Here is a 12,173-nt window from a genome sequence, read left to right as displayed (position 1 = left end):
CCCTACAATTTCCAGCCGACAGTTCTGCAAATTGAAGGGCGACGAGGACGTGACGAACGACCTGCCATCCAGTAATATAGCGCCCTTTCCATTCCTGGACCCAATTTTGATCCCTCTCTGACTTACCCGGAGATGATCAACTATTGCCTGCAATTTAAGAACAAAGAGCTGAACATATATGCCTTTTACACTTGGTCAACGCTGGATTAGCGACACAGAGAGCGAACTGGGATTAGGGACGGTAGTTGCGCTGGATGCGCGTATGGTAACCCTTCTTTTCCCCGCCATCGGCGAAAACCGTCTGTATGCGCGCAATGATTCCCCCATCACCCGCGTGATGTTTAACCCGGGTGATACCATCACCAGCCACGAAGGCTGGCAGCTCCAGGTTGACGAAGTAAATGAAGAGAACGGCCTGCTGGCCTATACCGGCACACGTCTCGACACCGAAGAAGCCAATGTCACACTGCGTGAAGTGCTGCTCGACAGCAAACTGGTCTTCAGCAAACCGCAGGACCGCCTGTTTGCCGGGCAGATCGACCGCATGGACCGTTTTGCCCTGCGCTATCGCGCCCGCAAATACCAGAGCGAGCAGTACCGGATGCCGTGGAGCGGCCTGCGCGGCCAGCGCACCAGCCTGATCCCGCACCAGTTGCATATCGCCCATGATGTCGGCCGTCGTCACGCGCCGCGCGTGCTGCTGGCGGATGAAGTGGGTCTGGGTAAAACCATTGAAGCCGGGATGATCCTGCATCAACAACTGCTCGCCGGCGCCGCCGAACGCGTGCTGATTATTGTCCCGGAAACCCTGCAACACCAGTGGCTGGTGGAAATGCTGCGCCGCTTCAACCTGCGCTTCTCGCTGTTCGACGATGAACGCTACGCCGAAGCCCAGCACGACGCCTACAACCCGTTCGAAACCGAACAGCTGGTTATCTGCTCGCTGGACTTCGTGCGTCGCAGCAAACAGCGTCTTGAGCACCTGTGCGACGCGGAATGGGACCTGATGGTCGTCGATGAAGCACACCATCTGGTCTGGAGCGAAGACGCACCGAGCCGCGAATATCAGGCCATTGAACAGCTGGCCGAACGCGTGCCGGGCGTGCTGCTGCTGACCGCGACGCCGGAACAGTTGGGGATGGAAAGCCACTTTGCCCGTCTGCGTCTGCTGGATCCGAACCGCTTCCACGACTTCGAGCAGTTCGTTGAAGAACAACAAAATTACCGTCCGGTAGCCGATGCCGTAGCCCTGCTGCTGGCAGGCAATAAGCTGAGCGATAACGAGCTCAACACCCTTGGCGATCTGATCGGCGAGCAGGATATCGAACCGCTGCTGCAGGCTGCCAACAGCGACCGCGATGATGCCCAGGCCGCGCGCCAGGAGCTGGTCTCCATGCTGATGGACCGTCACGGCACCAGTCGTGTCCTGTTCCGCAACACCCGTAACGGCGTGAAAGGTTTCCCGAAACGCGAGCTGCATACCATTCGTCTACCGCTGCCGACCCAGTACCAGACGGCGATTAAAGTCTCTGGCATCATGGGTGCTCGTAAAAGCGCCGAAGAACGCGCTCGCGACATGCTCTATCCGGAGCAGATTTATCAAGAATTTGAAGGCGATACCGGCACCTGGTGGAACTTCGATCCGCGCGTTGAGTGGCTGATGGGCTACCTGACCAGCCATCGCTCTCAGAAAGTGCTGGTGATCTGCGCCAAAGCCACCACCGCGCTGCAGCTCGAGCAGGTCCTGCGCGAGCGTGAAGGCATCCGTGCGGCGGTCTTCCATGAAGGCATGTCAATCATCGAACGTGACCGCGCCGCCGCCTGGTTCGCCGAAGAAGATACCGGCGCCCAGGTGCTGCTGTGCTCTGAAATTGGCTCCGAAGGCCGTAACTTCCAGTTTGCCAGCAACCTGGTGATGTTCGACCTGCCTTTCAACCCGGACCTGCTGGAGCAGCGTATCGGTCGTCTCGACCGTATCGGTCAGGCGCACGATATTCAGATCCACGTGCCGTATCTCGAACGCACCGCGCAATCCGTGCTGGTTCGCTGGTATCACGAAGGGCTGGATGCCTTCGAGCACACCTGCCCGACCGGGCGCACCGTCTACGACAGCGTGCATAACGAATTGATTAACTATCTTGCCGCGCCGGAAACCACCGAAGGCTTCGATGAGTTGATCAAATCCTGCCGCCAGCAGCATGATGCGCTGAAAGCGCAGCTTGAGCAGGGTCGTGACCGTCTGCTGGAGATCCACTCCAACGGCGGTGAACAGGCCCAGCAGTTGGCCGAAAGCATTGAAGAGCAGGATGACGATACCAACCTGATCGCCTTTGCCATGAACCTGTTTGATATTGTCGGTATCAACCAGGACGATCGCGGTGAAAACCTGATTGTCCTGACGCCATCCGACCATATGCTGGTCCCGGACTTCCCGGGTCTACCGGAAGATGGCTGCACCATCACCTTCGAACGTGATGTTGCCCTGTCGCGCGAAGACGCCCAGTTCGTGACCTGGGAGCACCCGCTGATCATCAACGGTCTGGATCTGATCCTCTCCGGCGATACCGGCAGCAGCACCATCTCCCTGTTGAAGAACAAGGCGCTGCCGGTGGGTACCCTGCTGCTGGAGCTGATTTACGTGGTGGAAGCTCAGGCGCCGAAGCAGTTGCAGCTTAAGCGTTTCCTGCCTGCCACGCCGGTGCGTATGCTGCTGGATAAAAACGGCAATAACCTTGCCGGCCAGGTGGAGTTTGAAAGCTTCAACCGTCAGCTGAGCGCCGTGAACCGCCATACCGGCAGCAAGCTGGTCAACGCGGTACAGCAGGACGTCCATGCGATCCTCCAGCTCGGCGAAGCGCAGGTGGCCAAAGCGGCACAGGCGCTGATCGACACCGCCCGCAATGAAGCCAACGATAAGCTGTCGGCAGAGCTGTCTCGTCTGGAAGCCCTGAAAGCCGTTAACCCGAACATTCGTGACGACGAACTTTCCGCCATCGAGAGCAACCGTCAGCAGGTCATGGACGCCCTGGCGCAGGCAGGCTGGCGTCTCGACGCGTTGCGTTTAATTGTGGTCACCCACCAGTAACGGAACACGACGATGTCGATGACGATGCCGATGGAAAACTACCATCCGCCCCAGGATCCCTGGCTGGTTATCCTCTATCAGGATGAACACATCATGGTGGTCAACAAGCCGAGCGGCTTGTTGTCCGTCCCGGGGAGGCTGGAAGAGCATAAAGACAGCGTGATGACGCGCGTCCAGCGCGACTTCCCGCAAGCCGAATCGGTACACCGGCTGGATATGGCGACCAGCGGGGTGATCGTCGTGGCGCTGACCAAAGCGGCAGAACGTGAGCTGAAACGCCAGTTTCGCGAGCGTGAGCCGAAGAAGCAGTACGTCGCCCGCGTGTGGGGACATCCGCAACAAGCAGAGGGTATGGTGGATTTACCGCTGATCTGCGACTGGCCGAACCGGCCGAAGCAGAAAGTCTGCTTTGAAACCGGCAAAGCGGCGCAGACCGAGTATGAAGTGCTGGAGTATGCCGACGATAACAGCGCCCGCGTACGCCTGAAGCCGATTACCGGACGTTCACATCAGCTGCGTGTGCATATGCTGGCGCTGGGCCACCCGATTCTTGGCGACCGCTTTTATGCGACGCCAGAAGCGCTGGCCATGGCGCCACGGCTGCTGCTACATGCTGAAACGCTAACCATCACCCATCCGGCTTTCGGCAACGCGATGACCTTCCGCGCCCCCGTCGACTTCTGAATCGTCGCGGTCTGCCCCGGGTTGTGCCGCAGCGGCCTACCCGGGCATTTCTGTCAGCAATGCGACAAGCTAAAACCTCACGTTAATCGCGGGCAAACCACGCATCAATCATCCGATCGACATGTGCCACAAGCTGTTCAGTTTCATGACGATGGCTACGAGCGCACTCCTGTGCCGGTGCATCGCAAAGCAGGCACTGACGCAGATGTGTACCTTCAGACTGGCCGCTCACCAGGCCTTCTTTCGGGGAAATCACATCGATATCCCACAAACGGCCCAGCGGATGCGTCCGCACCAGTTCGTCACACAATGCTTTGATTTCACTGGCCGGATGCGCCACGCACCACAAGGCTTCTGGCCCGGTCGGTAGCCACAGCACCTGACGATCCAGCGTTTGCCAGCGATGTTTCCACAGCATTTGATCGCAAGCCTGCAGCGCCACGCCCATCATATTGCGATAGCGAATGCTGTCTTTTACCGCCCCCGGGGTCACCAGGGTCAGCGAAACCACCGGCTGTTGATAATGGGCGATCCAGTCGGCCTGACGAGCCGCACGCTGCGCTTTCGCCGCCAGCAGCGCTTCCATGCTTACGCCCTCACGGGCGAGAGTATCCACTGACATTTGTTCCTCTCCTTCACTTAAAAAATGACAGCGGTCAGGCTGCCGTCGCAATAGCGAATTACGGCGCTGATTGTAGCGCTAATCAGACAGAATTTAGGATACAGGACAAAGAAATTTTCTTCGTCCTGTGGTCGAAAATTGCAGATTATCCTGTTAGCACAGAGCTAAATCATGCAAGGAAGTGACTGAGGAACAGCAGACCCAGCGAAACATTAATCGCACCGCCAATACGGGTGGCGATTTGGGCGAACGGCATCAGGTTCATGCGGTTGCCGGATGTCAGTATCGCCACGTCGCCGGTGCCGCCCTGGCCACTCTGACAGCAGGAGACAATCGCCACATCAATCGGGTGCATGCCAATCTTTTTACCGACAAAAAAGCCGGTCGCCACCAGCGCCGAAACGGTGCTGACAATCACCAGCAGATTGTCGATGGTGAAGGCGTTTACCAGCTCCTGCCACGGAGTAATCGCCACGCCGACGGCAAACAGGATCGGGTAGGTCACCGCCGTACGGAAGAATTTGTAGACCATCTGCGACCCTTCCTGCAGACGCGGAGAGACACCGTTGACCAGCTTAAGCAGCACCGCCAGAAACAGCATTCCCACCGGGGCCGGCAGCCCTATCATTTTCTGCCCGAGCATGCCGAGCATATACAGCAGCACCGCCAGCAGCGCCCCCGATGCCAGGGTCGTGACATCGGTCTTCGTATCGACATCCTGGGTTTCACGATGCGTTTCGTTGCTGCGGTTTGGCATCAGCTGGCCTTCACCGGTCAGATGCGGGAAACGTTTACCCAGCTGATTCAGGCAGCCGGAGATCACAATCGCCGTCAGACTGCCCAGCATCACCATCGGCAATACCCGGCCTAGCGCGACGCCCTGATCCATATGCATCAGCGCGGCATAGCCAATGGAGAGCGGAATCGCCCCTTCCCCGACGCCACCGGCCATAATCGGCAGGACAATAAAGAAGAACACCTGGAACGGCTCCAGCCCGAGCGCAGTACCGACGCCAACACCAACCAACATGCCGACGATCTCGCCGCACACCATCGGGAAGAAGATGCGCAGAAAGCCCTGAATCAGAGTGGTCCGGTTCATGCTCATGATGCTGCCAACGATAATGCAGCAAATATAGAGATAAAGGATGTTGGTGGATTTGTAGAATTTGGTGGTGGACTCCACCACCACATCCGGCAGCAGGCCGTAATGAACCAGCGCGGAAGGGATAAAGGTGGCGCAGATTGCTGCCGCCCCTAGCTTACCGAGGATCGGCAGGCGTTTGCCAAATTCACCGCAGGCAAAACCGAAAAACGCCAGCGTCGCGACCATCACCACTATATCGCTCGGCAGCTTGCCGTTAAGGCAGTCGAGGGCAATCAATCCCCCGGCTAACAGGAAAAGCGGTAGCGGGATAATCCCGACTTTCATGGTGTCCATCACGTGCCACCAACGTTGTTTCAGTGTTGCTTTTGGCGTATTGATGGGGTCGAGGGTCGCAGAGAATGCATTGTCTGTCGTGCTCATAGGTTTTGGCCCTTTCGTTATTATTCATTTTCAGAGTAGGGAGCCTGAGGCAGAGTTAATGTGAGGCGCGGCGGATTAGAAATGAAGTTTTAATGGTCACTATGGTTTTTATGGTTTCTATTCACCGACGTGATATCTCTCTGATTTATTAGCGTGGTTTTTATGGTTTTTATTCTCTCCTGCTGGCGACACGACTCGACGAGCACACACCAAACGCCCCACCACCGCTGCCATCGCGGGATCTGGCTGTTGCCTCGCAGGTCAGCGCCGTGGGTTAAATGGGATCGTGCGCTATCTTGATAAATATCCGCTGGTAGATAATTCTGGTGGTTCATCCAGACAAAAAAGGCCCGCGCGTTTCCCGCACCATTCCTGTCGTCACCGGGAAAGAGGTTACCGTGCCGATACCACAAAGACGCGGTACAGAACTTATGAAGGTTTCCTTTCAGTTTAAGCTGTTCATTTCGCTGGTGGCGTTCTTCTCCGTCCTGTTCGCCCTGCTGGGAGCCTATTACTACGTTGATGCCAGTCACCAGCTGTATCAGGAGATGAGCGCCCGCGCCAGAATACAGGCCGAAGAGATTGCGCTGATGCCGGAACTTCGTCGCCAGGTTAGCCGCGACGATCCCCAGGCGCTGACCTCATTTATGCGCGACATTGCCGCCCATAGCGATGCCAGCTTTATCGTGGTTGGCGATGCGCGCGGCGTGCATCTGTTCCACTCCGTTCACCCGGAATGGGTTGGTACCCGGCTGGTCGGCGGCGATAATCAGGCGGTTCTGGCGGGCGAGAGCACCACCACCATCCGTAAAGGCGGGCTCGGCGTGTCGCTGCGCAGCAAGGCGCCCATCGTCAATGAAGCCGGCCAGGTGGTGGGGATTGTCTCGGTGGGCTATCTGACCAGCTATCTCGACAGCATCACCCTGACCAAAGTGATCAATATCTTCATTGCGGCGATCCTGCTGCTGATCGCCCTGTTTATATTTTCCTGGTACTTTACCCGCAGCATTAAAAAGCAGATTTTTTCGCTGGAGCCGCGGGAGATCGGCCTGCTGGTGCGCCAGCAGAAGGCGATGATGGAGTCGATCTACGAAGGGGTGATCGTCATTGATAACCACCGGCGTATTGAAGTCATCAACCATGCGGCGCGGAGCCTGCTGGGGCTGAGTCAGCCGGCCCATCTGCTGCGCGGCAGATCCATCGACAGCGTGATTGTACCGCAGCCCTTTTTCGCCAGCGGAGACATGCTGGAGAACGACACTCACGATGAGCTGTGTCGCTTCAATCAGTTGACCGTCCTCGCCAGCCGGGTACGCATTATGCTGGAAAATTCACTGCAGGGCTGGGTGATCACCTTTCGTGACCGGGACGAAATCAACTCCCTCAGCGCTCAGTTGAGCCAGGTCAAACGCTACGTGGATAACCTGCGCATCATGCGCCACGAGCAGTTGAACCGCATGACGACGCTCTCCGGCCTGCTGCATATGGGCCACTATGACGACGCGATCCGCTATATCCAGGCCCAATCCGAACATGCGCAGGAGCTGCTGGACTTTATCTCTTCGCGCTTCCAATCGCCGACGCTCTGCGGGCTGCTGCTCGGCAAAGCCGCCCGGGCGCGGGAAAAAGGAGTGGAGCTGAGTTTCGACCCGGCCTGTCATATCGATCGCCCCCTGCCGTCCTTAATGGAGTCAGAGCTGATTTCAATTATTGGCAACCTGCTGGACAACGCCATTGAAGCCACGCAGCGTGCCGAGCTGCCGCACGAGCCGGTTGAAGTGTTAATCCAGTTAAATGCCCGGGAGCTGATGATTGAAGTGGCCGACCGCGGCATCGGTATTCACCCGGCTATCCGCGATCGTATATTTGAACGCGGCATCACCACCAAAACCCGTGGCGATCACGGCATCGGCCTGTATCTTATAGAGCATTATGTCACCCAGGCGGGCGGCACCATTGAGGTCGCAGACAACGCACCGCGAGGAGCGATATTTACGCTGTTTATCCCTGCAGACGGTCCCGCCCATCCCCAACAAGAGGCCAACTATGCATCATGACCTGGTCGATGTGTTAATCATCGAAGATGAGAGTGAACTTGCGCGGCTGCATGCCGAGCTGATTCAAAAACATCCGCGGATGCGGCTGATCGGAATCGCGGCATCGCTTAGCCAGGCACGGCACATGCTCAATGCCCAACTTCCCCAGTTGGTGCTGCTCGACAACTATTTGCCGGACGGTAAAGGTGTGACCTTGATGACCGACCCGATTCTGGCGGACGCTACCTGTTCGGTGATTTTTATTACCGCCGCCAGCGACATGGAAACCTGTAGCCAGGCGATTCGTAACGGCGCCTTCGACTACATCCTTAAACCGGTGTCATGGAAGCGCCTGAGCCAGTCGCTGGAGCGCTTCGTGCAGTTTTACGATCAGCAGCGCGAGTGGAAAATCGTCGACCAGCAAAACGTCGATTCCCTCTATCAACTTCAGGCTAAGAACTACCGTACCGATAGCGGCAGCAAAGGGATCGAGGAGAAGACCCTGGCGCTGGTGCAGAGCCTGTTCAATGACCGGGAAGCACACAGTTTTTCCGTGGATGAGGTGGTGAACGATGCCGGCTTAAGTAAAACCACCGCCCGTCGCTATCTGGAGCACTGCGTGGAGATTGGCTTTCTGGAAGTGGATATGCTGTACGGTAAGATTGGTCACCCGCGACGCATGTACCGCCGCGTCGCCAGCGCCTCATAAGGCCTCTCCCGGCTGTAAGAGAGGCCCCAGGCGCTGACAGGCCCGGGGCTGGTGCTTAAAAGCCGCGTTGTTCTTTGATCAGTTCCCAGGCTTTTTGAATATCCTGCGCTTTCTGTTTTGCCATCTCCATCATTTCTGGCGGTAACCCCTTCGCCACCAGCTTATCCGGATGGTGCTCGTTCATTAACTTACGATAGGCACGTTTCACAGTAGCGGCATCATCGGTGGGCTTCACGCCCAGCACGTTGCAAGCGTCTTCCAGCGTGGGTCCACGCTGCGCCTGCTGCCAGCCAGCGTTGCCGCCGCCCTGGCCGTAGCTGCCTTGCTGAGAACCTCCGCCGCCAAACTGAGCGCCGCCCTGCATCATGCGCAGGAACTGTTCGAACTGGGCGCGTGAGATCCCGAGTTCTTCGGCAATGACGAACAGCACATCACGTTCATTAGGATGTAACTCACCGTCGGCGAAAGCGGTCTGCAGCTGAATTTCCAGAAACATCCGAATCAAATCAAAGCGGCCGAAACAGACGCTACGCAGCTGGCGCATTTTTTCCCGCAGCGGATAATCGTCTGATTTTCCTACCCGAAATGCATGCTGTGCCGCGGTACGCGACTCACCATGCAGGTTCATACGATCCATCAGGACATTGGCGACATGAATATCGGCTTCGGTGACGCGGCCTTTGGATTTGGTCAGATGCCCCATCACCTCAAAGGTGGTGGCAAAGAACAGCGCCTGGCGCTCTTGCTGGTTGGCAAACACATTGATTCTACGGCTTCGTGCACGGTCAAAGATATGACCGACCAATAGCCCGAGTACCACGCCCCAAAAGCCTGCGCCCATCATTAACGCGACTGCAACCCCAATTATTTTACCCAAATACTGCATAGACTCCCCAATATTTACGCCGCCAGTTAAGCTATATATGACCGCACGTTACAAAGCACTGACGCTTCGGTCAATTGTGGGACATAGCCTATATTTTGCTTTATCATACTCGTCATTCTACACGGTGCCTAACGCTCGGGATCCAAACCGGCAGGATTAACACTAGCGCGATGAAGATGAGTACGTTAGGCTCTGACCGTTTGCAAGCCGCTGCCATAAGATGACGGAACAACAAATACAACGTATGAAAAAACGTATTCCCAGCCTCCTGGCCACCATGATCGCCAGCGCCTTGTACAGCCAGCAAGGCCTCGCAGCCGATCTCGCGACGCAATGTATGCTTGGCGTGCCAAGCTACGATCGTCCTCTCGTTGAAGGAAAAACCAACGAGCTACCGGTGACGATCGATGCCGATCATGCGAAGGGTAATTATCCTGACAACGCGGTATTTACCGGCAATGTCGATATTAACCAGGGCAATAGCCGTCTCCAGGCGGATGAAGTTCAGCTTCATCAGCAGCAGGCTGCGGGCCAGCCTCAACCGGTACGTACGGTTGATGCACTCGGCAATGTGCACTATGACGATAATCAGGTCATTCTGAAAGGCCCAAAAGGCTGGTCAAACCTGAATACCAAAGATACCAATATCTGGAAAGGCGATTACCAGATGGTTGGCCGTCAGGGGCGGGGCACCGCAGACCTGATGAAACAGCGCGGTGAAAACCGCTACACCATTCTGGAAAACGGCAGCTTTACTTCCTGTCTGCCTGGGTCAAACACCTGGAGCGTCGTCGGGAGTGAGGTCATCCATGACCGCGAAGAGCAGGTTGCGGAAATCTGGAACGCGCGCTTTAAAATCGGCTCAGTGCCGGTATTTTATAGCCCCTACCTGCAACTGCCGGTGGGCGACAAACGCCGTTCTGGCTTCCTGATCCCGAACGCCAAATACAGCACCAAGAATGGCGTGGAGTTTTCGCTCCCCTATTACTGGAACATTGCGCCAAACTTCGACGCAACGCTGACGCCACACTACATGAGCAAGCGTGGCGGCGTGATGTGGGAAAACGAATTCCGCTATCTCACCAAAGCGGGCGCGGGTCTGTTCGAGTTTGACTACCTGCCTTCCGATAAAATCTACCAGGACGATCACTCCAGCGACAGCAACAGCCGTCGTTGGCTGTTCTACTGGAACCACTCGGGTGTTATCGATCAGGTATGGCGCCTGAACGCTGATTACACCAAAGTGAGCGATGCGGACTACTTTAACGACTTCAGCTCTAAATACGGTTCCAGTACCGATGGCTATGCCACTCAGAAATTCAGCGCCGGCTACGTTATTCAGAACTTCGACGCCACCGTGTCGACCAAACAGTTCCAGGTCTTTAACCGCGAATCGAGCAACTCTTACGCCGCACAGCCGCAGCTTGACGTTAACTACTACCAGAACGATGTTGGTCCGTTTGACACCCACCTGTATGGGCAGGCGGTGCACTTCGTCAACACTAACGGCAATATGCCAGAAGCCACCCGCGTTCACTTTGAACCGACGATCAGCCTACCGCTGTCGAACGGCTGGGGCAGTATCAATACCGAAGCCAAACTGCTGGCGACTCACTACCAGCAGAGCAACCTCGATAACTACAATGCTGCCAATGGCACTGACTATAAAGAGTCCGTCAACCGTGTGATGCCGCAGTTTAAAATCGACGGTAAAATGGTCTTCGAGCGCGACATGCAGGAGGGTTACACCCAAACGCTTGAACCACGCATGCAGTATCTGTATATCCCGTATCGTGACCAGAGCCAGATCGGTACCTACGACTCCACGCTGCTGCAATCAGACTATACCGGCCTGTTCCGCGACCGTACCTACAGCGGCCTGGATCGCATTGCTTCAGCGAATCAGCTCACCACCGGCGTCACCTCTCGCGTATATGATTCAGCCGCCGTTGAACGTTTTAATATTTCCGTTGGTCAAATCTATTATTTCACCGAGTCCCGGACCGGTGATGACAACATCAACTGGGAGAATGACGACACAACGGGTTCACTGGTATGGGCTGGAGATACTTACTGGCGCATCGCCGATAACTGGGGTTTACGCGGAGGCATTCAGTACGATACGCGTCTGGATAACGTCGCTACCGGTAACGGCACCGTGGAATACCGTCGCGATGAAAACCGCTTAATACAGCTTAACTATCGTTACGCCAGCCCGGAATACATTCAGGCCACGCTGCCTTCGTATTCCACCGCTGAACAGTACAAAAATGGTATTTCTCAGGTGGGCATGACTGCCAGCTGGCCGATTGTCGATCGCTGGTCTGTCGTCGGTGCATACTACTTTGACACCAATACCAAAAAGAGCGCCGACCAGATGTTAGGGGTCCAGTATAACTCCTGCTGCTACGCTATTCGCCTTGGCTACGAACGTAAGATCAACGGCTGGGATTCGAACGGCAACGGCGAGAGCAAATACGACAACACCTTTGGCATCAACATTGAGCTACGTGGCCTGAGCTCCAACTACGGTCTCGGCACCCAGCAGATGCTGCGTTCGAACATTTTACCGTACCAGAACTCCCTGTGATGTGGCTGGTTTAAAACGTAATCCGCACTTGCG

The 12,173-nt window shown here is 56.2% G+C and carries 8 protein-coding genes; 5 read left to right on the top strand and 3 right to left on the bottom strand.

Going from position 1 to position 12,173, the window contains the following annotated elements; all coding sequences use genetic code 11:
• Positions 1 to 178 precede the first annotated feature (178 nt).
• Both rapA and rluA read left to right on the top strand, forming a co-directional pair.
• Positions 179 to 3,085, top strand: a complete 2,907-nt coding sequence (gene rapA / locus ACMYSO_RS17700; protein ID WP_123757528.1) for an RNA polymerase-associated protein RapA — start codon at positions 179 to 181, stop codon at positions 3,083 to 3,085.
• Between the two features lie 24 nt (positions 3,086 to 3,109).
• Positions 3,110 to 3,769: a bifunctional tRNA pseudouridine(32) synthase/23S rRNA pseudouridine(746) synthase RluA gene (gene rluA / locus ACMYSO_RS17695; protein WP_434670830.1), complete on the top strand. Its 660-nt coding sequence runs from the start codon at positions 3,110 to 3,112 to the stop codon at positions 3,767 to 3,769.
• A gap of 82 nt (positions 3,770 to 3,851) precedes the next feature.
• Here rluA and citX read toward each other — a convergent pair whose 3' ends face one another.
• Entirely contained in the window at positions 3,852 to 4,391 is a 540-nt protein-coding gene (citX, locus tag ACMYSO_RS17690; RefSeq protein WP_434666385.1) for a citrate lyase holo-[acyl-carrier protein] synthase, read from the bottom strand.
• Positions 4,392 to 4,560: 169 nt separating this feature from the next.
• On the bottom strand, positions 4,561 to 5,919 hold the full coding sequence (locus ACMYSO_RS17685) for a 2-hydroxycarboxylate transporter family protein (RefSeq protein ID WP_434586392.1): 1,359 nt from the start codon (positions 5,917 to 5,919) through the stop codon (positions 4,561 to 4,563).
• 431 nt (positions 5,920 to 6,350) lie between these two features.
• Between ACMYSO_RS17685 and ACMYSO_RS17680 the strand changes: the two genes are divergently transcribed.
• Positions 6,351 to 7,976, top strand: a complete 1,626-nt coding sequence (locus ACMYSO_RS17680) for an ATP-binding protein (RefSeq protein WP_434666383.1) — start codon at positions 6,351 to 6,353, stop codon at positions 7,974 to 7,976.
• Positions 7,966 to 8,664, top strand: a complete 699-nt coding sequence (locus tag ACMYSO_RS17675; protein WP_434586394.1) for a response regulator — start codon at positions 7,966 to 7,968, stop codon at positions 8,662 to 8,664. The genes ACMYSO_RS17680 and ACMYSO_RS17675 overlap by 11 nt, the downstream gene beginning before the upstream one ends.
• 55 nt (positions 8,665 to 8,719) lie before the next feature.
• On the opposite strand, the gene djlA is transcribed toward ACMYSO_RS17675, so the two are convergent.
• Positions 8,720 to 9,550 (bottom strand): co-chaperone DjlA, encoded by an 831-nt coding sequence (gene djlA / locus ACMYSO_RS17670; protein ID WP_174509122.1) that lies wholly within the window; start codon positions 9,548 to 9,550, stop codon positions 8,720 to 8,722.
• A gap of 244 nt (positions 9,551 to 9,794) precedes the next feature.
• Here djlA and lptD point away from each other — a divergent pair, with 244 nt between their 5' ends.
• A complete protein-coding gene (lptD, locus tag ACMYSO_RS17665) occupies positions 9,795 to 12,140 on the top strand; it encodes an LPS assembly protein LptD (protein ID WP_434586395.1) in 2,346 nt (781 codons plus the stop codon).
• Positions 12,141 to 12,173: the final 33 nt, after the last annotated feature.

Origin of the sequence: Klebsiella sp. B345, assembly GCF_051131735.1 — a bacterium.
Classification (GTDB): Bacteria; Pseudomonadota; Gammaproteobacteria; order Enterobacterales; family Enterobacteriaceae; genus Klebsiella.
Note: the sequence above shows the minus strand (reverse complement) of the source record. Positions and strands in the feature narration are given on the sequence as shown.

Bases quoted from the DNA above. Each gene is read 5' to 3' on its own strand.
- rapA (WP_123757528.1), top strand. From the start codon at position 179: ATGCCTTTTACACTTGGTCAACGCTGGATTAGCGACACAGAGAGCGAA.
- rluA (WP_434670830.1), top strand. From the start codon at position 3,110: ATGCCGATGGAAAACTACCATCCGCCCCAGGATCCCTGGCTGGTTATC.
- citX (WP_434666385.1), bottom strand. From the start codon at position 4,391: ATGTCAGTGGATACTCTCGCCCGTGAGGGCGTAAGCATGGAAGCGCTG.
- ACMYSO_RS17685 (WP_434586392.1), bottom strand. From the start codon at position 5,919: ATGAGCACGACAGACAATGCATTCTCTGCGACCCTCGACCCCATCAAT.
- ACMYSO_RS17680 (WP_434666383.1), top strand. From the start codon at position 6,351: ATGAAGGTTTCCTTTCAGTTTAAGCTGTTCATTTCGCTGGTGGCGTTC.
- ACMYSO_RS17675 (WP_434586394.1), top strand. From the start codon at position 7,966: ATGCATCATGACCTGGTCGATGTGTTAATCATCGAAGATGAGAGTGAA.
- djlA (WP_174509122.1), bottom strand. From the start codon at position 9,550: ATGCAGTATTTGGGTAAAATAATTGGGGTTGCAGTCGCGTTAATGATG.
- lptD (WP_434586395.1), top strand. From the start codon at position 9,795: ATGAAAAAACGTATTCCCAGCCTCCTGGCCACCATGATCGCCAGCGCC.